Below are 24,703 nucleotides of genomic sequence, written 5' to 3'. Positions count from 1 at the left end.
CTTGCCGATGGGAAGGCGTAATCTTTTTGACATGGTTACGTGGAAACGCATCCTCATGGCAGGGCTTCTTGCCGCCGTATTGGCCGTGCCGCAGGCGCGGGCGGATCAGACCGATCCGGTTCTGGACGCCCTATTCGCTGCCCTGACGGCGACCAAGAACCCGGAAGAAGCCCATCAAATCGAAACCCGCATCTGGCAGACCTGGGCGGTCAGCGGTCAGGAACTGGTCGACAGCGCCATGGCCCGGGGCGTCATCGCCATGAACAAGGGGGCCTTCGATACCTCCCTGAAATACTTCAACGACGTCATCAGCCTGGCCCCCCGGCATGCCGAAGGCTGGAACAAGCGGGCCACGGTGCACTTTCTTCTCGGCAAATATCCGGAATCCGTGCTCGACATCCAACGCACCCTGGAACTGGAACCCCGCCATTTCGGCGCGCTATCCGGCCTGGGCTTGATCTACGCGGAAATGGGGCGCAAAAAAGCGGCGATCCGCGCCATGGAAAAGGCGCTGGCCATCAACCCGCATATGGACGCCATCCGCGGCCAGTTGCAGGAACTGAAAACCGAGGTTTCCGGGAAGCCTATCTGACATGACGACATCACAGGCAACGGCGGCGGCGCGGCCGTCCGGTTCGGTCGACGACGGCCTTTTGAACCTTTTGGCGCAAATCGTCGGGGCGGAAAACCTGTCGACCTCCGCCGCCGTGCGCGAACAGCACGGGCGCGACGAATCCTACCATCCTTCGTCCCCGCCCGACGCCGTCGTCTATTGCACGGAAACCGAACAGGTCTCGGCCGTGGTCAAGGCCTGTGCCGAACGTGGCGTGCCGATCATTCCCTTCGGCACCGGCACCTCGCTGGAAGGTCATGTGGCGGCCTTGTCCGGCGGGGTCTGCATCGACCTGTCGCGCATGGACAAGATCCTCGCCGTCAACGCCGAGGACATGGACGTCACCGTTCAGGCCGGCGTGCGGCGCAAGGCGCTTAACGATTATCTGCGCGACACGGGCCTGTTCTTTCCCATCGACCCGGGGGCGGATGCGTCGCTTGGCGGCATGACGGCGACGCGGGCCAGCGGCACCAACGCCGTGCGCTACGGCACCATGCGGGAAAACGTCCTGAATCTGACCGTGGTCATGGCCGACGGGCGGATCATCCGCACCGCGCGGCGGGCACGCAAGTCGTCGGCGGGGTACGATCTGACGCGCCTGTTCGTGGGCTCGGAAGGGACCCTCGGCGTGATCACCGAAGTGACCTTGCGCCTTTACGGCATTCCCGAAGCCGTGCTGGCCGCCGTCTGTCCATTCCCCGATCTGGAAAGCGCCGTGAACACGGTGATCCTGACGATTCAGTCGGGCATTCCCGTGGCCCGTATCGAGCTTCTGGACGAGGCGCAGATGGATGCGGTGAACAAGTATTCCAAGCTGGATTACGCGGTGAAGCCGACCCTGTTTTTCGAATTCCACGGCAGTGACGCGGGCGTGCGCGAACAGGTCGAAAACGTGAAGGCCATCGCCGCCGATTTCGGCACCGACGATTTCCAATGGGCGACCAAGCCGGAAGATCGCAACAAGCTGTGGCAGGCCCGGCATGATGCCTATTACGCGGCGATTGCGCTGCGGCCCGGCTGCCGGGGCATCGCGACGGACGTCTGCGTGCCGATTTCGCGGCTGGCCGAATGTATCCTGGAAACCCGCAAGGACATCGACGCGTCGGGCCTGTGCGCGCCCATCGTCGGCCATGTCGGCGACGGTAATTTCCACATCGTCTTCGTGGTCGATCCCGACGACGTGGACGAAATGAAGCGCGCCGAGGGCGTGAACGAACGCATGGTCATGCGCGCCATCGCCCTGGACGGCACCTGCACGGGCGAACATGGCGTCGGCTACGGCAAGATCGATTTCCTGACCGCCGAACACGGCGAAGCCCTGGTCGCCATGCGCGCCGTCAAACAGGCGCTCGACCCCCGGAACATCATGAACCCGGGCAAGATCATCCGCGTCTGACCAATACTAACCTTCGGTTAGCTAGCCTGAATAATATTGTAGGTAGTATGCTTGACTCAGTTGTGAAATCGGCTGAGGCTCGCGCGGCGGGAAAACTCAAGGATGTTGTCGACAACTCATGCACCGCCACAGGACAGTGCTCATGTAATTGAGGTGCTCAAGGCTGTTGCCACACCATTGACCGGAGAAGCGTTTCTTCACAATCTCGTGCAGCAGTTGGGGGTTCTGTTCCAGGCTGAAACAACGTTCGTTGCCCATCGGGTAGATCCGCAGAGCACCAAGGTTCGTGGGTTGGCCGCGTGGAAAGACGGCGCGCGGAAGGAAGCATGGGAATTCGATTTGCAGAACAACCCCTGTCACATGGTTTATCGGGGCGAGCCGATTTTTCTGCCATGTGACGTGGCTGCGGAATTTTCAGGTAAAAAAGACAGCGGGTACGAGAGTTTCGTCGGTTATCCCCTTCGCGGCCGGAACGGTGACGTCATGGGCCATATCGCGGTCTACAGCTCCAAAATCCTCACGGGGCATGACGACTGGGTGTCGTTGTGTGGCTTGTTCGCTGACCGTGCCGAAGCGGAGTTGCAACGACAGCTACTTGAAAACGAGCGTGACCGGACGATTGTAAAATTGAAGGCGCTGGATGCCTTGAAGAATGAATTCATTTCCATCGCCGCCCACGACCTGCGAAGCCCTTTGGGTGCGGTTCGGGGAATGGCTGAAGTACTTAGCCGCCAGCAAAATCAAGGAGAACGAGAGCAGGCCTTGTTGAAAAACATTATCGATGCATCGGATAGGATGGTCGGGCTCGTTAATCGCTATCTCGATTATGCCTCTATCGAAGCAGGTGCTTTAAAGCTCAATAAGATTGAGACCGATTTGTCCCGTTTTCTTGAGGGTTTGTTGGTGCTTCGGAGAGTCCTGGCGACCGACAAGGAAATCACCATTCAGGCCGATCTCCCGGATCGGATGACTTGCTCCGTTGATTCTGAGCGTCTTGGTCAGGTCATCGATAACCTTTTGGACAATGCAATCAAGTTTTCTCCCCATGGCGGCACGATAAAGCTCGGACTGTCAGAAGCGGACGACGGCACATCGGCTGTAATTTCAGTCAGCGACGAGGGGACGGGTATTCCTGAGGATTTCAAATCGCGCATCTTTGGTGCATTCGAAACGGCAGCCGATGACGATGACAGCAACAGGTTTCGTTCCGGCAAGAGTTTCGGTCTGGGCCTGATGATTTCAAAACGGGTCGTTGACGCGCATGGCGGCTCGATTTCCGTTGATGAAAACGCCGAAGGTGGTGCGATATTGACAGTTACCCTGCCAAAAATCTGACCAAGTAGACCGACTTTAACCGCCCCCTCACCAATTTTCCTTCAATATGGATCATGCATGTCTCGATGGTTTGGTTTCGGCAGCTTGCGGAATGATCGGGTTGTATTGTCACAATCTGAAAAAACCCCTGCCGAATAGGCGTTTAGGGTTTTCAAACCGAGGTTGGTAACGTAACCAAAGCCAACTTTGGGAGGTCTGATTTTGAATCCGGAAACTTTGCTTCGCGACATGTTCGCCGCCGCCGTCGCGGCGGCCCAGCCTGAAAAGCGCATTCCCCATTTCCTGCCGGCGCCGCCCAAGGGCGGGCGCACGCTGGTGATCGGGGCGGGCAAGGCCTCGGCCGCGATGGCCCGAACCTTTGAAGATCATTGGCCGGGCAACCTTTCCGGCCTGATCGTCACCCGCTACGGCTATGACGTGCCCTGCAAACGCATCGAGACGGTCGAGGCCGCCCATCCCGTGCCCGACGCCGCGGGCGAGGCGGCGGCCCGCCGCATGCTGGAGATGGTCCGTGGGCTGACCGAGGACGATCTGGTCGTCTGCCTGATTTCAGGCGGCGGATCGGCCCTGTTGTCGGCGCCGGGACCCGGCCTGACCCTGGCCGACAAGCAGGCCGTCAACCGCGAACTGCTGCGCTGCGGGGCGACCATCCATGAAATGAACTGCCTGCGCAAACATTTGTCGGCAGTGAAGGGCGGGCGGCTTGCCGCCGCTGCGGCACCGGCCCGGATCGTCAATCTGCTGATTTCCGACGTGCCGGGGGATGATCCGGCGGTCATCGCCTCGGGCCCGACGGTGCCTGACCCGACGACCTTCGACGATGCGCGGGCGATCGTTGCTAAATACGGCATCAAGCTGCCCGCTGTGGTGCAGGCCCTGTTGGACGCGGGGGCGGAGGAAACGCCCAAGCCTGACGACCCCATCTTCGACCGCGTGGAAACCCATTTGATCGCCCTGCCGCAGGCCAGCCTGGAGGCCGCCGCCGAGGTCGCCCGCGCCGCCGGCATGACGCCGGTGATCCTGGGCGATGCGCTGGAGGGCGAGGCCCGCGACCTGGGGATCGAACACGCACAGCTTGCCCGCGATACCCTGGCCGGAAAGGGCTCGACGCAAGGCCCTTGTGTTTTGTTGTCGGGCGGTGAGACCACGGTGACCATCCGCGGTGATGGCGGGCGTGGCGGGCGCAATACGGAATACCTTCTGGGCATGGCGGTGGCGCTCGACGGTGTCGATGGGATTCATGCCATTGCCTGCGATACGGACGGCGTCGACGGCTCGGAAGACAACGCCGGTGCGGTGATCGGCCCGGACAGTCTGGCCCGCGCCAAGGCGGCGGGCCTGGATGCCCGGGCATTGCTCGACACCAACGACGCCTACGGGTTTTTCCAGGGTATCGGCGATCTTGTCGAATGCGGGCCGACCTTGACCAACGTCAATGACTTCCGGGCGATATTGGTGCTGCCTTAGAGGCTGCTGCACCCATCATTCGAAATTCCCGGGGATGGCGTCGGCGATAGCAAAGCAGGCGAGACGCTCTCCATGGATCAAGCCCCCCGACCGCGCCAAGCTTGGCATGCCCTTCCCTGGGAAGCGGCCGCCCGCGCGCTGGAGACCGGCCCCGAGGCGGGCCTCAGTCCTGAGGAAGCGTCGGCCCGGCTCGAACGGTACGGTCCCAACGATCTGCCCCGGCCGCGTCCGCCGGGTCTGCTGACTCTGTACCTGCGGCAATTCGTCAATCCGCTGATCTATCTTCTGGCCGCCGCGGCGGTGGTCTCCGTCGCCATCGGCGAGGCTTCGGACGCGCTGTTCATCTTCGCCGTGCTGCAGGTCAACGCCCTGATCGGCACCTATCAGGAGTACCGCGCGCAGAAGAGTGCGCTTGCCCTCGACAGCCTGACCCGCGACCGGGCGACGGTTCTGCGCGGCGGCGCAGTCCACACCGTGGACGGCCGCGATCTGGTGCCGGGCGACGTGATCCGTCTGGAATCCGGCAGCCACGTCCCGGCCGACTTGCGTTTGGTGCAAGCCGACGCCTTGCTGGTTGATGAATCGCTGCTGACAGGCGAGTCCCAGGCCGTGGTCAAGGACGCGGCGGCGACCGTGGCGGAGCAGACCATGACCGGCGACCGTATCACCATGCTTCATGCGGCGACGTTGGTGGTCAGCGGCCGGGCGCTTGGCATCGTCACCGAAACCGGTACACGTACGGCGTTGGGCCAGATTGCGGAACAATTGGCGGGCCGTGATGCCGCGCCGCCGCCGCTGGTCGTGCGCCTGGAACGGTTCACCCGCATGTTGGGGGTCGTCGTGGTCGTGGCCATCGCGCTTCTGGCCGTGGCGATGGTGCTCGAAGGGGCGCCGGTGGTCGAAATTTTCCTGGTCGCCGTGGCGCTTGCCGTCGCCGCCCTGCCCGAAGGTCTGCCTGTGGCGATCACCGTGGCGCTGTCCGTCGGTTGTCACCGCATGGCCGGGAAGAACGTGATCGTGCGGTCCCTGCCGGCGGTCGAGGGCCTGGGGGCCTGCACCCTGATCGCCAGCGACAAGACGGGCACCTTGACCTGCAACGCCTTGACCGTGAAGCGTGTGGCGGTGCCGGGACTTGATGAGTTCCAGGTAACCGGCGAGGGCTATAACGACGAAGGGGCCGTGACCGCCGCCAACGGCGCCATGAACGATGCCGACTGGCACGGCCTGCGCCGTCTGGCCGAGGCGGCGGCGCTGTGCAACGAGGCCGAACTGGTCCGCCGGGACGGTCATTGGCGCCATCTGGGAGATACCGTGGATGTGGCCTTTCTGGCCCTGGCGGCCAAGGCGGGGCTGACTCGGCCCGGTCTGCTTGCCGACCTGCCGCAGGAAGCTGCCATCGCCTACGAGCCGGCGCGGCGCTACGGCGCGTCCTTCCACCGTACGACGGAGGGACTTCGGGTCTATGCCAAGGGCGCGTTCGAGGTCATCCTGCTGTTCTGTCGTGATGCAGACCGGGACGAACTGACGCGCCAGGCCGAAGGATTGGCGGCCGAGGGCTTTCGCGTGCTGGCCGTGGCCGCGGGCCCCGTGGCCGCCCCGGTCGAAGACCTGGCCAGGACGACGGATCTGGAATTCCTGGGCTTCGTCGGCCTGATCGACCCCCTGCGTCCGGAATCCCGGGATGCGGTGGAACGCTGCCGCCGGTCGGGCATCGACGTGCGCATGGTGACCGGCGACCATCCGGCGACCGCACTCGCGATTGCCCGGGACGTCGGTATCGCGGCAGCCGGTGAGGCGGCGGTGACCGGTCTGGATCTGAAGGCATTGGCCGACGACCCGGCCGGTTTCGCCCGCGCCGTCGCTGAAGCCCCCGTGTTCGCGCGGGTTGATCCTCTGCAGAAGCTGGAGATCGTCAAATCACTGCGGGCCCAGGGGCATTTCGTTGCGGTAACCGGGGACGGCGTCAACGATGCGCCGGCCCTCAACGCGGCCGACATCGGCGTCGCCATGGGGGCCGGCGGCACGGACGTTGCGCGCGACACGGCGGACCTGATCCTGACCGATGACAACTTCGCCTCCATCGTCAACGGGGTGGAGCAGGGACGCATCGCCTACGACAACGTGCGCAAGGTGGTGTACCTGCTGGTTTCGACCGGGGCGGCCGAGGTCGCGTTGTTTTTCTTTGCCTTCCTGGGCGGGTTGCCGCTGCCGCTTTATGCCGTGCAGCTTCTGTGGCTCAACCTGGTGACCCAGGGTTTGCAGCACACGGCCCTGGCCTTTGAGGAGGCGGAGCCGGGCCTGCTCGACCGTGCGCCACGACCGCCGAACCAGCCGGTCTTTGATCGGGTGATGATCTCGGAAACCATTGTCTCCGGCCTGTTCATGGGCGCGGTCGGTTATCTGTTCTTCGCCTGGATGCTGGACCAAGGCTGGGCAGAGCATCAGGCACGCAACGCGCTTCTGCTGTTGCTGGTTCTGTTCGAGAATGCCCATGTCTTCAACTGCCGTTCGGAGACGCGCTCCATCTTCCGCGTGCCGCTGTCAGCCAACTGGTTGTTGGTCGGTGCGGTCGTCATCAGCCAGGGCGCCCATATCCTGGCCATGCACCTGCCTGGGTTCAACTCGGTGCTGCGGGTCGAGGCCGTGGACCTGGAAACCTGGCTGCTTGTCGCGGTCATCGCGGCCTCGGTGATCCTGATGATGGAGCTGTTCAAGGTCGTCCAGAGAATGGTCTACCCGGCGTCCGGCGGCGGTGGTGACGGAATACGGCGAAACGGCAGTTTTCCACGGAAATAGGGTCCCCCCACCTATGGCAATGATGGGCCGTTCGCCCTACACTCTGCACCGAACGGCCCCGCCTGATGGGACGTGAGACGCCACCAAACACATGGGATCCGCCCGTTGAAGAAAATCGCCATCGGTTTTTCGGTCTTTTTCGTGCTCGTTATCGGCGTGCTGCTGATCGGCCCCAGTCTGGTCGATTGGAACAGCTATACGGACGACATCGCGGATCAGGTCGAAAAGGTGACCGGGCGCAAGGTCGACATTGGTGGTTCCGTGTCTGTCCAGGTTCTGCCGCGCCCGCGCCTGCATGTCGCCGATGTTCATCTCGCCAATATCGGGGGGGGGACGGATGCCCGCATGGCGTCCTTCGAATCCCTGGAGGTCCGGATCTCGGCGCTGGCCTTGCTGGGCGGCAAGGTGCGTATCGAGACGGTCAAGCTGCTCCACCCTACGGTTCTGCTGGAACGTCTTGCCGATGGCCGCGTGAACTGGGATTTCAGCAAACCCGTTCCTGCAAAGGATAGTAACGCTTCCCAGACGTCCGCGGTCGATAAGCAGACCCCTGGCACCGGTGTCGGCGCCGGAACGGCTGGTTCCGGAATCGCTGTGGATAATTTCACGGTCGAAGGTGGGACCATCGTTTACCGCGACCTTCAGCGCGGCCGGGAAGAGGTCATCACCGGCATTGATGCCCGCATCGCCGCCGCCAGCTTGAACGGGCCGGTGGAAAGCGACGGCGCATTGACCTTGGCAGGGCATCGCTTGGCCTATTCCCTGAACGTCGCCGAGATCGTCCAGGGCCGCACGATTCCCTTGGTGTTCAGCCTGAAACTGGGCAGCGACACGGTCATCCGGATCGATGGCGGCGTCGTAAACGTGCCCGAAAAGCCGCGGTTGCGCGCCAAGATCACGGGCAGCGGACCGAACGTGGCCGACGCCATCGCGGCGAGCGGCGGGCCGACCGACTTGCCGGTCAACCTTGCGAAACCGTTCACCGTGATGGGAAATCTGGAGGCCAGCGTCGACGGCGGCCGTGTCGAGGACCTGGAAATCAAGCTCGACACCATGGAGTTCCATGTGTCCGCGGATGTCGCGACCGGCGACAAGACCGTGGCATCCCTGTCCGTCAAATCGGGTTGGGTGGATCTCGACGCCTTGCTTGCGCCGCCCCCGCCACCGGTCAAGGTGGACGAAGTCACCAAGCCGGGGGACTTAAAGAAAACGGCGACGGCGGTGGCCAAACCGACGAAACCGGTGAAGCCAGCTACACCGGCGGCGGCAATGGCCTTCGTTCTGCCGAAGGACATTCAGGCCAACCTATCGGTTCAGATCGACGCCTTGGTGCTGCGGGGCAAGCCGTTGGAAGGGGTGAGCCTGAGCGCCGATCTGGCCAATGGCGAATTGACCCTTAATCAGGCGACGGCGCAGCTTCCCGGCGACGCCGACGTCGGGCTGTTCGGGTTTCTCAGCGCCCGCGACGGCAAGCCCCGGTTCGAAGGCCAGATCGAAACCCGCGCCAAAGATCTGGGGCCCGTGCTGGCCTGGGCGATGCCGGGGACGGGCGTTCCCGCCGCCGTGCTCAAGGATTTCAACTTCAAGACGCCGCTGGTCGTCGATGGTGATTACCTGCAACTGACGGGCATCGTGGCCAAGGCCGGCGGTACGAAGATGACGGGGGCGGTGACGCTCGCCCTGCAGGCGCGGCCGTCGTTTGGCGCCAACCTGGAACTGGATAGGATTGATCTGGACGCCCTGATGTCGCCGCCGGCACCAGCGCCCAAAGGCGGCAAGGGAAACACGCCCGCCGGTGCAGGAGCGGGCGGGAGCGGCTCTGAATCCCCCGGAACATCCGGTGCCGCCGCGCCGGCCGTCGATCTGTTTGCGCCTCTGAAACCGCTTACGACCTTTGACGCCAATGTGAAGCTTGCCGTCGGCGCAGCGGTGGTGCGCGGTTTGACGGCGCGCAATATCGCGCTGGATGCGACCCTGGCGCGCGGTGACTTGACCCTGCGCGCCTTGAAGGTCGGCAATTTCGCGGGCCTGAGCGCCGGCGTGACCGGCGGGCTTGCCGGGCTCGACGGCATTCCCACGGCGAAGGATTTGAGGATCACCGCCAGCACCAAGGATGCGGGCCCCTTGGCCAAGGCGCTGGCCTTGGACCTGCCGGTGTCGTCGGAAGCCCTGGGGGCGGTGTCTGTCAACGCGGCCATATCGGGCAGCCTTTTGTCGCCGTCGGTGACCGCCAATCTGGGCGCCATGGGCGGGACTGTCGGGCTGCGGGGGACGCTGCCGGTCCTGGCCCTTGCGGGGCAGGATCTGCGCCTGGGTCTGTCCGCCCAGCACGGCGACCTGGCCGGCCTGTTGCGTCGCTTCGGCGCGGATTATCGGCCGCAGGGCAAGGTCGGTGGGTTCGACCTGACGGCCCAGGTCACGGGCAATCCAAAATCCATCCGCGTCGACAATATTGCGGGCAAGGTCGGGCCGGTGATGACGGCGGGCAGTCTGTCTCTTGCCCTTGAGGGCGCCAAGCCGAAGGCGTTGATCAATCTGGCGCTCGGTCCCGTCGATATCACGCCGTTCCTGCCGGCCAAGCGGGCGGCGGGTCTGCTCGACCGGGGGTGGGGGATCACCCGGGCACCCGCCGCCTGGGCCGGACCGGGTGGCAATCCTCTGATGGCGGCAGTGGCGGCGGTCAGTTCCCGCTGGTCCACGGCACCCATCGACCTTGCGGTCTTGAACACGATGGATGCTGCCGTCACGGCAACGTCGCCGAAGGTGACCTTCGGGGGTTCCGTCCTGGAAAACGCTGATCTTGGTGCTGCCGTCGAAGGCGGTGTGCTGACGGTCGAACGTCTGACCGGTCGCCTGTTCGGGGGCGCGCTGACGGCCAAGGCGACGGCCACGTCCGCCGGGCAGTTGAGCGCCGCTGGCCAGATTTCGGGCGCGGACCTGTCGAAGGCGGGCCAAGCCCTGGGCAGCGTTGCGGCGGGCAAGATCAATGCCGAGTTCGATGTCACGGCCCGTGGCCGGTCGGAGGCGGAGATTATTTCCTCCCTCGGCGGCAAACTGAACTTTTCCGGCCGTGACTTGGACGCGGAAGCGTTGAGCGGATCGGCGGACGCCGGGTTCGGTCTGGGCGGTGTGGTGTTGGCGCTCAACCAATTGGGCGGCACGCTTGGCGGCCCGAAACAGGGCAAGGGACTGGCCGATGTGGACGCCGCGTTCACGATTGCCAATGGCGTCGCGACCTCCAGCCAACTGAAGGCCGTGACCAACGTGGGCGTCGCCAGTGGTGCCGGCAGCGTCGATCTGGCGGCCTGGACGGTCGATCTTTCGGGCGCCATTCAACCGGCCCCCAACCTGCTGTCGGCGGTGCTGTCCATCACCACGCGCAAGGGCGTGAACGTGCCGTTCTCGATCACCGGGCAACTGGACGCGCCGCGCATCAAGGTCGATACGGCGTCCCTCGGGACTGGTGGTATCCCCGTTCCGGGCCTCGACAAGCTGTTGAAGAAGAAGGGCGTGGGCGACGTCCTTCAGGGCATCCTGGGCGGTGGTCAGCCGCAGCAGCAGGCGCCGCAGCCGGCTCAACCGGAACAGCAACAACAAGCACCGCAGACCGAGGAAAAGAAGAAGGTCACGCCGCAGGATCTGCTGCGCGGCATCCTCGGAAAATTTTAGTACGGACTTCGGGGCATCGACATGAAGCGGCAGGCCCAATTGTCCCGACTGTTCGATGGCTTGGGTCTGGTCCTTGGGATCGGCGCCGTTTTGGCGTTGTTGTATTATTGGGATCCGACGCGGGTCGCGGTCAAGCGCCTGGCCCCGGAGGCCGACGCCCGGTTTGGGGCCATCCCGGCGGATATGGCCGCCTTGCCCGTATCGGAATGGCTGACCGTTCGCGATGCCGATGTCATCCGCCAGCGGCGCGCGCATCTGGTGGCACGGATATTCAAGATACCCGACCTGCCCCATGACCTGATGCCGCAGCGGGTGATGCGTGACGTCGAGAAAAACCCAGGCCCACATCATGATTGCCTATCGCCGACCGGTCCGGCTGTTGTGCGCCTGTTGTCGCGGACCGATACGATCATCATGCGCGCGCTTGCCTGTGAAGCGGCCTACTACAGGGATTGGCAAAATCTTGCCGGGATTGACGAGCTGACCGGCTACCTGAGCAAGAATTGGCGGCCCTATTCCATTGCCTATTTCCGGCCGAAAACCGACAACGGGCGCCTGATCCTTTATCACCAAGGTCTGGCCGCGACCTATCATGATCAGCACCGCATGATCGAAGCATGGGTTAAAGACGGCTATACCGTTGCCGCGATGAACATGCCGGGTTACGGCGACAATACCTGTTACGACTGGCATCGATATTGCGCCGGGCCATTGATGGATTCCCGGTTCTCGACAGACCTTGCGGTGGCCTTCCTGCCGCCGATGATCGCCGTCAATTACGCCCTGGCGCAACAGCCGTTCAAACAAATAGCCATGATCGGTGTTTCGTCGGGGGCTTGGATCACCCTGGTCAGCGCTGCCATTGACTCGCGCATCGACGCCAGTTTTCCCGTGGCCGGGGTGCTGCCGCTTGCCTTGCTCAGGGGCAAGGAGGAAAGTGCGCGGGAAATCGTCGAGGGCTTGGCGGACATTACCGGGGTGCTTGATCTCGCCGTCATGGGGGCGGATCGTCCGGGCCGTCGCCAGGTACAGATATTCAATCGTTTCGACCGCTGTTGTTTCTATGGCCCGCGTCCGACCCTGTACGCAGGCTTACTTACGGAAAGCGCCCGGAACCTGGGCGGCAGTCATCTGGTGCTGTTTGACGAAACCCATGCCCGGCACAAAATTTCCGGCTGGGCGGTGAAACACATTATGGAAGCCATCAACGGCGACGGAAAGGTGCGGCCATGAGAAGGGTCGCGCGGATCGGTGCCTGCGTTGCGCTTTTGGCTCTGGCTGCCGCTGCCGGTTTGTGGTGGGACGGCGGCGCCTGGCAATATGGCGACATGCCGACACGGGGATTGGTGCGGGTCGCGGGGTTCGCCTTTGCGGCGTTGGGTTGTTTCGGGGTGGCCGCCTGGCTGCGCCGGCGCAGGCGTTAATCCCGCAGGGTCTGCAGGATGAAAACGCGGACAGCGCTGGACAAATTTCCCGTGCGTCCGGCATCGATCTCCGTGACCAGGGCGTTGACGGATACCTCCCGTGCGGCGGCGATCTCCTTGAGGGTCTCCCAGAACGCATCCTCCAGGGTCAGGCTGGTGTGATGGCCGGCGACCAGGATCGAGCGCTTGGCCAGGCGAGTGAGATCGCGGCGGGGTTGGGAAGACGGGGGTCTGCTCATCGGTGTAACGTGCTTTTCCCTTGCCAGTATGGGGTCCTCGCGGCACTCTTTTCGCGCTAAACACGAAAAAAATTTCTCGAGGAGGCCGCTTCAATGTCGGATCTGACGATCTACGGTACCACGATCAGCCCCTTTACCCGAACGGTGCGCATGTGCCTGGAGGAGAAGGAGGAAACCTACCGCATTTACGAATACATGCCTGGCTCCGACGAGCAAAAGCACGAGCATCCCTTCGGCAAGGTTCCGGCCATCCGCGACGCTGATTTGCATCTGTACGAAACTCTCGCGATCTGCGTCTATATCGACGAGGAATATGCCTCGGACCCGCAGCTTCAGCCACGCGATGCCGTGGAAAAGGCGGATATGTTCCAGCGCATCAGCCTTTACCTGGACGAAGGCTATCCCAATCTGTTCAAGGGCCTGATCTTTCCCCGCCTGATCGCCCCCATGCAGGGCAAGCGGGCCGACGAAAGCGAGGTTCAGGCGCATCTGCCGAAGGTCGAAAAGTATCTTTCCGTCGTCGACAAGGAACTGCGCGGTCAGCGGTGGATGGTCGGTGAGGAGATGACCCTGGCCGACCTGTTTCTGGCCCCCGCCATCTATTATGTGAAGATGACACCCGAGGGGCAGAAGCTGCTGTCCGGCCTGGAGAACCTGTCGGCCTGGTATACGAACATGACGACGGTCCAGAGCTTCCGCGATACCGCGCCGAAGCTGCCCGGAAAATAGACCGCTCCCGCCTTTCGACAGGTGGGCCGTCATGTTTCGGTCACTTGCAAGCCTTGTGGGAATGATTTATGTTCCCTTTTTGTTCTATATTAGGGAAGAACTGTCATGGTCAAACCGATCCCCGACGGCTACACCGCCGTCACGCCCTACATCATCGTCGATGGCGCTGCCCAAGCCATCGAATTCTATAAAAAGGCCTTCGGCGCGGTCGAGGTCATGCGCCTGCCAATGCCGGGGACGGACCGCCTCGGTCATGCGGAGATCACCATCGGCGGCGCCCATATCATGATGTCCGATGCCAGCCCCCAATGGGGTACCAAGGACCCGAAGGCATTGGGTGGGGTGACCGGCACCATCACGCTGTACGTGGCCGATGTGGACGCCGCCTTCGCCCGCGCCGTCGACGCGGGGGCGACGCCCAAGATGCCGGTTTCGGACATGTTCTGGGGCGACCGCATGGGAAGTGTCGAAGACCCCTTCGGTCATCAGTGGAGCCTCATGACCCACACCCGCGACCTGACGGAGGCGGAAATCCAAAAGGGTTTTGAAGAGGCCATGGCCGCAGGCGGCATGTGCGCCGAGAACGACTAGGGCGTCGGGATCACGACCTCGATAATCACGCCTTCGGGGCCGGCGCAGAAGATCTGCCGTGCCGCGCCACCGGGCAGTTCGCGTGCCGTATGGTCAATGCCGCGGGCCGTAAGGCGCGCGATCAGGCCGTCGGCATCCGTGCCCTTGAAGGCCAGATGATCGACCACGCCGGTGCCGTCCTGGGCGCCGTTGCCTTGTCCGGCACCGTGGCCGACGACGTAATTGCGCTCCCGGTCACCGGGAACCAGATGCACGATGGCACCCGATCCCTCCGTGCCGTAAAGCCAGTATCCGGGAAACGGAAAATTCGGCCGATCGCCGACCGTCAGGCCGATGACATCAACGAAAAAGTCGCGCATCGCGTCCATGTCCTGGGCGCGGAGGTTGAAATGATCGAGTCCGGAAACGGTCATGGCCGGCGTTCCTTTACAGTTTGGTGCAGAACGCCTGGATGGCGTCGAGGGCCGCATCCCAGTTCTGCTGTTCCGTTCTCCCCGACGCCTTGCGCGGTTTGAACCCGTGATCGCCGTCTGCCAGCCATTCAAGCTGAATGGCCTTTGACAGGGGATAGGCGGGAACCTCTTCGGCCGTGCCGAAGGGGTCGCGGGCACCTTGGCAGATCAGGGTTGGCGTCGTAAGTGTTTCCAGATGCGCCGTGCGCAGCTTTTCCGGCTTGCCCGGCGGGTGGAACGGATAGCCCAGGCAAACCACGCCGCGCACCGGGTTACCTTCGGATTCCAAGTCGGCGGCGATCATGGAAGCCATGCGCCCGCCCATGGACTTGCCGCCGATCACCAGCTTGTCCGGGCCGATCTCATCAATCACCTCGCGCCAGGTTTCCAGCAGCACCCGCGCCGGATTGGGCGGGCGTTTCTTCCCGTCGTCGCGGCGCTGCGCCATATAGGGGAATTCGAACCGGGCGCACCGCAGCCCGCGCGCCGCCAGACCTTCGCCGAAGGCCTCCATGTAGGGGCTGTCCATGGGGGCACCGGCGCCATGCGCCAATGCCACGGTCAGGGGGGCGGACTTGGGGCCGGTGAAGACGATCTTGGTCATGCCGCGCCCAGGGATTTTCGCAGCAAGGCCGACTGCGCCGCTTCGCCGTAGCCCAGGCGGGCATAGAAGGCCCGGGCGTCGGCCCGGGTCACGTTGGTGTAGAGCGCGACGGAGGCAAGCCCCCGCGCCCGCGCCCAGCCTTCCGCCCGTTCCATGAGGGTGCGACCGATGCCGGCGCCGCGCGCCCGGGTGTCGACCACCAGGGACTGGATGACCGCTTCCACGGGCTTTTCCAGGGCGGCGCGGGCGAACACATGCACCAGGCCCAGCAGCAGGCCGCCCCGCTCGGCGACCAGGACCGCATGGTCGGCCTTGCCCGTGACGGCGGCGAAGCGCGCCGCGAGATCGTCCGCCGCGATGTCATAGTCCAATTGCGCCATCAGGCGCCGCACGACCTCCAGGTCGGCGGCGTCCATGGCGCGGACGATGACGCTGCATTTCAAGGCTTGCCGCCGGACACCCGCAGATTGGCGCAGGAAATATAGGAAGCCTCGTCCGACAGAAGGAACATGATCCCCTGGGCGATTTCTTCCGGCTTGCCGGCGCGGCCGAGTGGCGTGGCCGGCGCCCGTTTATCCAGACTATCGCGGGTCATGTCCGTTTCCGTCAGGCCGGGGGCCACCGTGTTGACCCGGATGCCCTGGCGGACGACTTCCTGGGCCAGCCCGGTGGAAAAGCTGTTCACGGCCCCCTTGGACGCGGCGTAAAGCACGCCGCCGCCGGGCGCGCCGATGGTCGCGGCACCCGAGGAGATGTTGACGATGGCGCCACCCGCCCCGCCGTTGTCCGTCGACATGCGTTTGACCGCCTGCTGAGCGCATAGGAACAGGCCCAGCACGTTGACCTCCAGCACGCGGCGGATGTCGTCGGCGGTCAGGTCCTTGACCGGCCCGCGCGGCCCGTGAATGCCGGCATTGCTGACCAAGCCGGTGACGGTGCCCAGTTCCTTGTCCACGGTCTCGAACATCCGGATCACGTCGGCCTCGACGCCTGTGTCGGCGGCAACGGCGATGGCCTTGCCACCGGCATCGGTGATTTCCTTGACCACGGCGTCAGCAGCCGTCTTGTCGGAGACATAGTTGACGCAGACCGCGTGCCCGGCCTTGGCGGCGAGGATCGCCGTCGCGCGGCCGATGCCCCGGCTGGCGCCGGTGATGATGGTGACCTTGTCGCTCAATCGTCTTCTCCCAGCATGTCCTTCGGATTGACCAGTTTGTCGAATTCGGCGCCCGTGAGGATGCCGAGGGCCTCTGCAGCTTCGCGCAGGGTCGAGCCGTCCTTGTGCGCCTTCTTGGCGATCTCGGCCGCCTTGTCGTAGCCGATATGCGGGTTCAGCGCCGTCACCAGCATCAGCGAGTTGTTGAGATGGCGGGTGATGACCTCGCGGTTGGGCTCGATGCCTTTCAGGCAGCGTTCCGTGAAACTGGCCATGGCGTCGGACAGCAGGCGGATGGATTCCAGATGCGTGGCGACGATCACCGGCTTGTAGACGTTCAATTGCAGATGCCCGTGGCTGGACGCGAAGGTCACGGTCACATGGTTGCCCATGACGCGGGCGGCGACCTGGGTCAGGGCTTCGGCCTGGGTCGGGTTGACCTTGCCCGGCATGATCGACGATCCCGGCTCGTTGGCCGGCAGGATTAGTTCGGCCAGGCCCGAGCGCGGGCCCGAGGCGAGCAGCCGGATATCGTCGGCGATCTTGTGGTTGGTCACGGCGATGGTGTTGAGCTTGCCCGACAGGTTGACCAGGGCGTCATGGGCGGCCAGGGCATAGAACTTGTCCGGGCAGGGCTTGAACGGCAGGCCGGTCAGCTCCGCGGCCTCGGCGCAGAAGGCGGCGTCGAAGCCCTTGGGCGCGTTGATGCCCGAGCCCACGGCGGTGCCGCCCTGGGCCAGCTCGTAAATCTGCGCCAGGGACTTGTGCAGGCGTTCGATGTTCTGGCGAGTCTGATGGGCATAGGCGCCGAATTCGGAGCCGAGCCGGAGCGGCGTCGCATCCTGCAGATGGGTGCGCCCGATCTTGATGACGTCGTGAAAGGCCTTGGATTTTTCCAGCAACACCGCTTCCATGCCCTCCAACGCCGGCAGCAGGCGGTTGTGGCATTCCAGCGCCAGGGCCATGTGCATGGCCGTCGGCATGCTGTCGTTGGACGACTGGGACATGTTGACGTGGTCGTTGGGATGGACCGGGTCCTTGGACCCCAAGGTACCGCCCAGGATTTCAATGGCCCGGTTGGCGATGACCTCGTTCAGGTTCATGTTGGTCTGGGTGCCGGACCCGGTCTGCCACACGGGCAGGGGGAAATGGGCGTCCCAGTCGCCGGCCGCGACCTCGCCGGCCGCCTGATCGATGGCGTCACCGATCTTGGCATCCAGCTTGCCCAGTTTCATGTTGGCCCGCGCGGCGGCCTGTTTCTGCCGGGCGAAGGCATGGATCAACGCCGTCGGCATGGTGCCCTCGCCGATGGGGAAGTTTTCCAGGGCGCGCTGGGTCTGCGCCCCCCAGTATTTGTCGGTGGGCACTCGGACGTCGCCGATGGTGTCTTTCTCGATGCGGTGGATTTTGCTTTCGTCCATGGCGACGAGCCTCCCTTGATGTGCGGGCGGCTCAGGCCGCCTTCGGACGCTTGAATTCGGCGAAAAAGTCGTTGCCCTTGTCATCGACGACGATGAAGGCGGGGAAGTCCTTGATCTCGATCTTCCAGATCGCTTCCATGCCCAGTTCGGGATATTCGACAACTTCGACCTTGGTGATGCAGTCCTGGGCCAGGCGCGCCGCCGGGCCACCGATGGACCCCAGATAGAACCCACCGTACTTGCGACAGGCATCGGTTACCTGCTGCGACCGGTTGCCCTTGGCCAGCATGATCATGGATCCGCCGGCGGCTTGGAATTGCTCCACATAGGAATCCATGCGACCCGCCGTCGTCGGCCCGAACGAGCCCGAGGCATAGCCTTCCGGCGTTTTTGCCGGGCCAGCGTAATAGACGCCGTGGTCCTTGAAGTACTGGGGCAGGCCCTCGCCCGCGTCCAGGCGTTCCTTCAACTTGGCATGGGCGATATCGCGCGCCACGATGAGGGAGCCGGACAGCATGACCCGGGTCTTCACCGGATGCTTGGAGAGTTCCTTCAAGACCTCGGCCATGGGCCGGTTCAGGTCGATGGCCACGACCTCGCTTTTCAGATCTTCTTCCGTGACCTCGGGCAGGTACTTGGCGGGATTGGCCTCCAATTCCTCCAAAAACACGCCGTCCTTGGTGATCTTGCCCTTGGCCTGGCGGTCGGCGGAGCACGACACGCCGATGCCGACGGGGCAGCTTGCGCCATGGCGTGGCAGGCGGATGACGCGCACATCATGGCAGAAGTACTTGCCGCCGAACTGGGCGCCGATGCCCATGGTGCGGGTCAGTTCGTGGATTTTTTCTTCCCATTCCAGGTCCCGGAACGCCTGGCCGAATTCGCCGCCTTGCGTGGGCAATTCGTCCAGATACTTGGTCGAGGCCAGCTTGACGGTCTTCAGCGTCAGTTCCGCCGAGGTGCCGCCGATGACGACCGCCAGGTGATAGGGCGGGCAGGCGGCGGTGCCGAGGGTGCGAATTTTTTCGTCCATGAAGTTCATCAGGCCGGTGGGGTTCAACAGCGCCTTGGTTTCCTGGAACAGGAAGGTCTTGTTGGCCGAGCCGCCGCCCTTGGCGATGAACTGGAATTTGTAGGCGTCGCCCGGCTCGGCATAGATCTCGATCTGCGCCGGCAGGTTGTTGCCCGTATTTTTCTCGGTGAACATGTCGACGGGCGTGACCTGGGAATAGCGCAGGTTGGTTTCCGTGAAGGTCTTCATGACGCCTTCGGCGATCGCCGCCTCGTCGTCGAAGCCGGTGAACACGTTCTGCCCCTTCTTGCCCATGACGATGGCCGTGCCCGTGTCCTGACACATGGGCAGCACGCCGCCGGCGGCGATGTTGGCGTTCTTCAAAAGGTCGAGCGCGACGAAGCGGTCGTTGTCGGAGGCTTCCGGATCATCGAGGATCTTGCGCAACTGAGCCAAGTGGGCCGGGCGCAGCAGGTGGGAAATGTCGTGAAAGGCCTGCTTGGTGAGTTCGGTGATGGCCTCGGGTTCGACGGTCAGCACCGTGCGGCCGGCCACTTCCTGGGTGGTGACGCCGCCGTCCATGATTTTCTTGTAGGGGGTTTGGTCCGGACCCAGGGGAAACATCGTGTGATGTTCAAAGGTCATCGTCGCAGTCCTCGAAGCTAGAATAGGTTTCGTCTTTAAAAGTCGGTTCGGCCCCGGATGCGCGGCTGGCTATTTCTTGCGAAATGTGTCGAGCGCGATCACTTCGCCCATCTTGCCGTCGCCGTCATCCTCGGTCGCGTCGGAATTAGAAGCATCCAGGGAGATTTCCTGTTCCGCATAGATGCCGTCGTCTTCCAATTCTTCGTCGTCTTCGTCCGTCGTGATCATCTTCAGCTGCAGGCCGAAGTTGACGGACGGATCGGAGAACGCGGTGATGGCGCGGAAGGGAACGCGCAGGCGCTCCCCCTTGCCCTTGAAGAACAGGGTGATTTCGAACGCGTCCTGATCGACGTGCAGATTGTCGAACTGGTGCTGGATGACGATGGTCATCTCTTCCGGGTGCTGGGCGTGCAGGTAGGGCGGCACGACGACGCCGGGGTCTTCCATGCGGAAGGTGATGTAAAAGTGGTGTTCGCCGGGCAGGCCCTCGCGCGCAGCGTGGGCCAGGGCATTGCGGATCACAGTGCGCAGCGCATCTTCGATCCAGACGTCATATCTCAGTGGGCTTTCTTCCATGCCCCGTTTTTAGCAGGGAAGGCAGGCCGGAGTCTTGAGTAAATGAACTTCCGATATGCGGCGGCATGGGAACCGGGAGCGGACAGGCCGACCACCCCTGGACAAAGGTCTATGGCACGGAAATTGCTTTTTTTCGGGGTGAGATTGTTTGAGGGGCTCGGCATGGTTGGGAGCGATGCCGGCAAAAGAGGAAATTTCAAAATGTCACATGCTCGAATATCGACGGAAAAACAAGCGGGTACGCCATGTCCCATGCCGGAGAACGAGGAGTTTCGCCTGGAGGTTCTGCATTCTCATGCGATTCTCAATACGCCACCAGAGGTGCAATTTGACAGAATCGCGCGTCTGGCATCCGTTCATTTCAGAGTCCCAATGGCGGTCATCGCGATGATTGATGCGGATCGTATGTGGTGTAAGGCATCCAGCGGCGTGGAACTCAAGGAAGCACCGCGCGAAGATACGTTCTGCGCGCATACGATCAACGAGACAGGTGTCATGATGGTGCCGGATGCGGCCAAGGATTCCCGATTCAAGGACAACCCCTTCGTTGTGGGAGAATTCGGCCTGCGGTTTTACGTCGGCGCCCCGCTGATTACCCGTGAAGGTGCCGTGTTGGGAGCTTTGTGTCTGCTCGACACCTATCCCCGGCAGTTCTTCTCGCCGGAAGACCGCCAGTATCTGACCGATCTCGCCGACGTCATTGTCGATCAGATGGAAATGCGCCGTGCCCTTCTGAGCGAAATGCGAGATGACATGTATATGCTGGACTAACAGTAGCAGCAGGCTTGGAGTGCCGGGCACCGCCTGCTCCAGCACAATTCCCCCGAACTCAACGGGGTTTCAGTCATCATGCAGGATGTTGGAAGAGAAGTGGGCGGCTTCTGTTGCCAGGTGCCGCCCGAACCCCGTTGTCGTTATGGCGTGTTAGGCCGCGACAGCAAGTGCTTCTGTGTTATCATTGGCACTTATCAAAATGGCCCGATATCGGCGGTACCATGCCGAGCACAAACCAAGCCTTTATTACACGCGTCGATCCTATTTCGCCCCCATCACAAACCGCGTGGTGCGCGCCGAAATCCCGTTAAAATCTCGAACGCAGTTTGTGGTGGAGGCGCCGGGTACCGCCCCCGGGTCCGCTGTGCTTATTCCGCTTGGCGTTTAGCACCGTAGCCGGCAAGCCGGCACGCCTAATATGGTGTAATCAGGCGCCTTCCGCAAGGGCGCGAACCTCGGCAAGGGTTTTCGACGGCACGGGGATGCCCTTGGCGCGGCGGTTGGTCAGGTTGCGTATCTCAATCTCGCCCGGCAGCAAAACCTCGCCCCCTTCGTTGAACGGCGCCGTCGTCTTGATGCGGTCGCGGAAGTCGGCCATGCGGCGGTCGTATTCGCCGGTCTCCAGCAGACGTGCGGGATCCAATGCGATGAAGAAATGAGATGTGCCTTGGGGGCCGTCCTCGTCCCACATCTGGCGGGTCTGGTCCAGGTATTCGCCGCCCGACAGCAGGCCCGACAGGATGTCGACCATCAGGGCCATGCCGTAGCCCTTGTGCCCGCCGATGAACTGGATGAAACCGTCAAGCCCGGCGGCTGGGTCCGTCGTCGGGTTGCCGTCCTTGTCGAGCGCCCAGCCCAGCGGCATGGGTTCGCCCGCGTCGCGCAGCTTGCGCATCTTGCCGCGGGCGGCAACGCTCTGGGCCATGTCCAGGATAAAGGGCATGGGGCCCGACACCGGGTCCGCCAGCGATCCCGGGGCGGCACAGCCGAAGGGGTTGTTACCGACCTTCAGGTCGCGCCCGCCGAAAGGCGCCATGGCCGGGGATGCGCCTGTGCCGGTCATCAAGATCATGCCCGCCTGGGCGGCGAGATAACCGTAGCTGGCAGTGCCGCCAAAATGGCCGGAACGGCGCACGGCGACGAAGCTGATGCCCGTCGTCTTGGCCTTTTCCAGGGCGACGTCGAAGGCGCGCTGGGCGGCGACATGGCCTTGACCGTTGCCGCCGTCGACCAAGGCGAGGGACGGTGCGCGGTCCTCCACGATAACCTGGGCCTTGGCATCGACGACCCCGGCCTGGATACGTTTGACATACTGTTCGATGCGATGGACGCCGTGGGTCGACACGCCCATCAAGTCCATCAGGATCAGATGGCGGGCGGTGACGGCAGCGTTAGCGGCAGACAGGCCCGCATTTTCAAAGGCGCGGGCGGCAAGCGCCGTAAGCTCGGCTTCGGCGATAATTTCTGTGTTGGACATGGAGGCTCCCAAGGAACGTCTGGTGGTCGATTCGTGAGTTCCGCGATCCTGAGGCGGAGGCGCATCGCCGTCAATCGCTACGTAGGCCCGGCCTGCAGGAACTCCTTCATTTCCATCCCGAGGAACATTACCATTCGGGCCATGCAGCAATATCTCGACCTCCTCCGCCGGGTGCGGACCGACGGCATCATGCGCGGCGACCGTACCGGCACCGGCACGCAAAGCGTGTTCGGTCATCAAATGCGCTTCGACCTGTCGCAGGGCTTTCCTTGCCTGACCACCAAGAAACTGCACCTGAAATCCATTATTCATGAACTTCTGTGGTTCCTGGCCGGTGATACCAACATCAAGTACCTGAAGGATAACGGGGTTTCGATCTGGGACGAATGGGCCGACGAAAATGGTGAGTTGGGCCCCGTTTACGGCCATCAATGGCGGTCCTGGCCGACGCCAGACGGCGGCACCATCGATCAGATCGCCAATATCCTGAAATCGATCCGCGACAACCCCAATTCACGACGCCATATCGTGTCGGCCTGGAACGTGGCCGAGGTCGATCACATGGCGCTGCCGCCGTGCCATTGCCTGTTCCAGTTCTATGTCGCCGACGGCAAACTTTCCTGCCAGCTCTACCAGCGGTCCTGCGATATTTTTCTGGGGGTGCCCTTCAACATCGCGTCCTATGCGTTGCTGACCATGATGGTGGCCCAGGTCATGGGCCTGAAGCCGGGCGATTTCGTGCACACCCTGGGCGACGCGCATCTTTACATGAACCATCTGGATCAGGCGGACGAGCAACTGACTCGTGATCCCCGGCCGCTGCCGACCATGTGGATCAACCCGGAGATCACGGACCTGTTTGCGTTCACGTTCGATGATTTCGAACTGCGGGGATATGATCCGCACCCGCATATCAAGGCGCCGATCGCCGTTTGAGTCGTGCCGCGTTCAGCCGCAGGGCCGGTCCGGCATCAGGCTGGCAAGGACCAGTTCCCACCGCGCACTCGGCGAATTCAGGTCCTGGAACGTCACGATGCGGCTGACGGTCACGCCATCGTCGGACAGCGGCAGGCGCAGGACGAATTCCGACGGACGGTGCCGCCTGGGATAATCGATGGTGTACAGGAATACGGTCGGTAGGCGGCGCTGGATGACCGTCTCGAACTGCCGGGTGGCGATGCGCTGAATGTCCTTATTGGGGGTCTGATCGACCGTCTTCCCGGTCATCTCGAACCCCTTCATGGTCATGTGGTTGGTGCCCCAGAATCGATAGAAGAAGTTCCGTCCGCCATCGATGCGGTCAACCACCGTCATGCCGGGAACGACATGGGTGGCAAGTTCGGTCAGTTTGAATTGATGTGACCAAGCCGGCGCGAAAGCATGACCCCGCACCCTGTCCCAGTAATCCAGAACCGATTGGCCTTCTCCAAGGTCGATGTCGGCAGTGTTCAGAATATCATAGCGAATATGCAAGGCACGGCTCTCCAAGGCTGGTCGGATGGCCTTGTCCTCGCTTCGATCTGAAGAGCATTTTGCGGCTTGGTGATTTTAGTTTCCGGTGCGTGATGCCCGGTGCCGCTTTGGTAATCATAGCAAAGAAAGTGTTAACAGGGCCACGCAAGATGGGTGTGTTTGTAACATCTTTTTTCTGTGCATGATTGTATTCAGGTGCGGGTGGTTCTCCATTCGGAGGCTTCATGCGCCCGTGGGGGGGTAGGCCCGACGCCGGTTTCCCGGTAAACAGAATGCGCTGTCATTCTTTGCTTGGAACCGATCCGCTCATGCCGAATACGCCGCGTTCTTCCCGCATCACGCTTGTCGTCGCCGTGGCGGAGAACCGCTGCATCGGGCGGGACGGGGACCTGCCCTGGCATATTTCCACGGACCTGAAACGGTTTAAGGCTGTGACCATGGGCCATCCCATGATCATGGGGCGCAAGACGTTTCTGTCCATCGGCCGGGTCCTGCCGGGGCGGCCCAATATTATCGTGACCCGCGACCGGGATTTCCACGCCGAGGGGGTGGAAATCACGCATTCCCTGGATGCCGCATTTGATGCCGCCCGCGCCCACGCGACCGGCGAGGTGATGGTGATCGGGGGCGCCGAGATTTTTGAACAGGCCTTGCCGTTGGCCGACCGGCTCGACATCTGTCAGGTCCATGCGGACGTGCCCGGCGACACGTTTTTTCCGGAAATTGATCCAGCGCATTGGCGTGAAACCGCGCGGGCGTATCATGATCCGGAACAGCCGGGCGGCCCCGCCTTCAGCTTTGTGGCGTATGATCGGGTCGCGAAGGATTCCTGAAATGAATCACGGAGGACACGC

Annotated in this window: 23 protein-coding genes; 13 read left to right on the top strand and 10 right to left on the bottom strand. The window is 62.9% G+C overall.

Annotated elements, in window-relative coordinates:
- Positions 1-55: 55 nt before the first annotated feature.
- The 8 genes from KFF05_13920 (at position 56) to KFF05_13885 (ending at position 12,700) form a co-directional block, all read left to right on the top strand.
- Complete coding sequence (locus KFF05_13920) at positions 56-592, top strand: tetratricopeptide repeat protein (protein UTW51012.1); 537 nt, start codon at positions 56-58, stop codon at positions 590-592.
- 1 nt (position 593) lies between these two features.
- Positions 594-2,009 (top strand): FAD-binding protein, encoded by a 1,416-nt coding sequence (locus tag KFF05_13915; GenBank protein UTW51011.1) that lies wholly within the window; start codon positions 594-596, stop codon positions 2,007-2,009.
- A gap of 102 nt (positions 2,010-2,111) precedes the next feature.
- Positions 2,112-3,344 carry a HAMP domain-containing histidine kinase gene (locus KFF05_13910; GenBank protein UTW51010.1) on the top strand — a complete coding sequence of 411 codons (1,233 nt, stop codon included), beginning with the start codon at positions 2,112-2,114 and terminating at the stop codon, positions 3,342-3,344.
- A gap of 228 nt (positions 3,345-3,572) precedes the next feature.
- Positions 3,573-4,811, top strand: coding sequence for a glycerate kinase (locus KFF05_13905; protein ID UTW53723.1), 1,239 nt, complete (start codon positions 3,573-3,575; stop codon positions 4,809-4,811).
- Between the two features lie 72 nt (positions 4,812-4,883).
- Positions 4,884-7,607 (top strand): HAD-IC family P-type ATPase, encoded by a 2,724-nt coding sequence (locus KFF05_13900; GenBank protein UTW51009.1) that lies wholly within the window; start codon positions 4,884-4,886, stop codon positions 7,605-7,607.
- Between the two features lie 105 nt (positions 7,608-7,712).
- A complete protein-coding gene (locus tag KFF05_13895; protein ID UTW51008.1) occupies positions 7,713-11,276 on the top strand; it encodes an AsmA family protein in 3,564 nt (1,187 codons plus the stop codon).
- Positions 11,277-11,297: 21 nt separating this feature from the next.
- The gene (locus KFF05_13890) at positions 11,298-12,509 is read left to right on the top strand and encodes a hypothetical protein (GenBank protein ID UTW51007.1); all 1,212 of its coding nucleotides are present in this window, start codon (positions 11,298-11,300) and stop codon (positions 12,507-12,509) included.
- Positions 12,506-12,700 (top strand): hypothetical protein, encoded by a 195-nt coding sequence (locus KFF05_13885; GenBank protein ID UTW51006.1) that lies wholly within the window; start codon positions 12,506-12,508, stop codon positions 12,698-12,700. Before KFF05_13890 ends, KFF05_13885 begins: the two co-directional genes overlap by 4 nt.
- On the opposite strand, the gene KFF05_13880 is transcribed toward KFF05_13885, so the two are convergent.
- A complete protein-coding gene (locus tag KFF05_13880) occupies positions 12,697-12,939 on the bottom strand; it encodes a ribbon-helix-helix domain-containing protein (protein UTW51005.1) in 243 nt (80 codons plus the stop codon). The genes KFF05_13885 and KFF05_13880 overlap by 4 nt on opposite strands.
- A gap of 93 nt (positions 12,940-13,032) precedes the next feature.
- Between KFF05_13880 and KFF05_13875 the strand changes: the two genes are divergently transcribed.
- Entirely contained in the window at positions 13,033-13,668 is a 636-nt protein-coding gene (locus KFF05_13875) for a glutathione S-transferase family protein (GenBank protein ID UTW51004.1), read from the top strand.
- Between the two features lie 105 nt (positions 13,669-13,773).
- On the top strand, positions 13,774-14,259 hold the full coding sequence (locus KFF05_13870; protein UTW51003.1) for a VOC family protein: 486 nt from the start codon (positions 13,774-13,776) through the stop codon (positions 14,257-14,259).
- Here KFF05_13870 and KFF05_13865 read toward each other — a convergent pair.
- The 7 genes from KFF05_13865 to KFF05_13835 all read right to left on the bottom strand — a co-directional run bounded on the left by KFF05_13865 (position 14,256) and on the right by KFF05_13835 (position 20,125).
- Positions 14,256-14,672 (bottom strand): VOC family protein, encoded by a 417-nt coding sequence (locus tag KFF05_13865; protein UTW51002.1) that lies wholly within the window; start codon positions 14,670-14,672, stop codon positions 14,256-14,258. The genes KFF05_13870 and KFF05_13865 overlap by 4 nt on opposite strands.
- 13 nt (positions 14,673-14,685) lie before the next feature.
- Positions 14,686-15,315: an alpha/beta fold hydrolase gene (locus KFF05_13860; protein ID UTW51001.1), complete on the bottom strand. Its 630-nt coding sequence runs from the start codon at positions 15,313-15,315 to the stop codon at positions 14,686-14,688.
- The gene (locus KFF05_13855) at positions 15,312-15,758 is read right to left on the bottom strand and encodes a GNAT family N-acetyltransferase (GenBank protein ID UTW51000.1); all 447 of its coding nucleotides are present in this window, start codon (positions 15,756-15,758) and stop codon (positions 15,312-15,314) included. The genes KFF05_13860 and KFF05_13855 overlap by 4 nt, the downstream gene beginning before the upstream one ends.
- Positions 15,755-16,492, bottom strand: coding sequence for an SDR family oxidoreductase (locus KFF05_13850; GenBank protein UTW50999.1), 738 nt, complete (start codon positions 16,490-16,492; stop codon positions 15,755-15,757). The genes KFF05_13855 and KFF05_13850 overlap by 4 nt, the downstream gene beginning before the upstream one ends.
- Positions 16,489-17,892 (bottom strand): class II fumarate hydratase, encoded by a 1,404-nt coding sequence (gene fumC, locus KFF05_13845; protein UTW50998.1) that lies wholly within the window; start codon positions 17,890-17,892, stop codon positions 16,489-16,491. Before fumC ends, KFF05_13850 begins: the two co-directional genes overlap by 4 nt.
- Before the next feature lie 31 nt (positions 17,893-17,923).
- On the bottom strand, positions 17,924-19,549 hold the full coding sequence (locus tag KFF05_13840) for a fumarate hydratase (protein ID UTW50997.1): 1,626 nt from the start codon (positions 19,547-19,549) through the stop codon (positions 17,924-17,926).
- Between the two features lie 69 nt (positions 19,550-19,618).
- Positions 19,619-20,125: a hypothetical protein gene (locus KFF05_13835; GenBank protein UTW50996.1), complete on the bottom strand. Its 507-nt coding sequence runs from the start codon at positions 20,123-20,125 to the stop codon at positions 19,619-19,621.
- Between the two features lie 111 nt (positions 20,126-20,236).
- Between KFF05_13835 and KFF05_13830 the strand changes: the two genes are divergently transcribed.
- Positions 20,237-20,896, top strand: a complete 660-nt coding sequence (locus KFF05_13830; protein ID UTW50995.1) for a GAF domain-containing protein — start codon at positions 20,237-20,239, stop codon at positions 20,894-20,896.
- Positions 20,897-21,326: 430 nt separating this feature from the next.
- Here the strand turns inward: KFF05_13830 and KFF05_13825 are convergent, their stop codons facing one another.
- Positions 21,327-22,376 (bottom strand): Ldh family oxidoreductase, encoded by a 1,050-nt coding sequence (locus KFF05_13825; protein UTW50994.1) that lies wholly within the window; start codon positions 22,374-22,376, stop codon positions 21,327-21,329.
- Between the two features lie 141 nt (positions 22,377-22,517).
- On the opposite strand from KFF05_13825, the gene KFF05_13820 reads away from it, so the two are divergent.
- Positions 22,518-23,312, top strand: coding sequence for a thymidylate synthase (locus KFF05_13820; GenBank protein ID UTW50993.1), 795 nt, complete (start codon positions 22,518-22,520; stop codon positions 23,310-23,312).
- Between the two features lie 12 nt (positions 23,313-23,324).
- Here the strand turns inward: KFF05_13820 and KFF05_13815 are convergent, their stop codons facing one another.
- Positions 23,325-23,849 carry a PAS domain-containing protein gene (locus tag KFF05_13815; GenBank protein ID UTW50992.1) on the bottom strand — a complete coding sequence of 175 codons (525 nt, stop codon included), beginning with the start codon at positions 23,847-23,849 and terminating at the stop codon, positions 23,325-23,327.
- Between the two features lie 308 nt (positions 23,850-24,157).
- Between KFF05_13815 and KFF05_13810 the strand changes: the two genes are divergently transcribed.
- Complete coding sequence (locus KFF05_13810; protein UTW50991.1) at positions 24,158-24,682, top strand: dihydrofolate reductase; 525 nt, start codon at positions 24,158-24,160, stop codon at positions 24,680-24,682.
- The last annotated feature ends 21 nt before the right edge of the window (positions 24,683-24,703 follow it).

This window comes from bacterium SCSIO 12827 (genome assembly GCA_024397995.1).
GTDB lineage: Bacteria > Pseudomonadota > Alphaproteobacteria > Rhodospirillales > Casp-alpha2 > UBA1479.
Note: the sequence above shows the minus strand (reverse complement) of the source record. Positions and strands in the feature narration are given on the sequence as shown.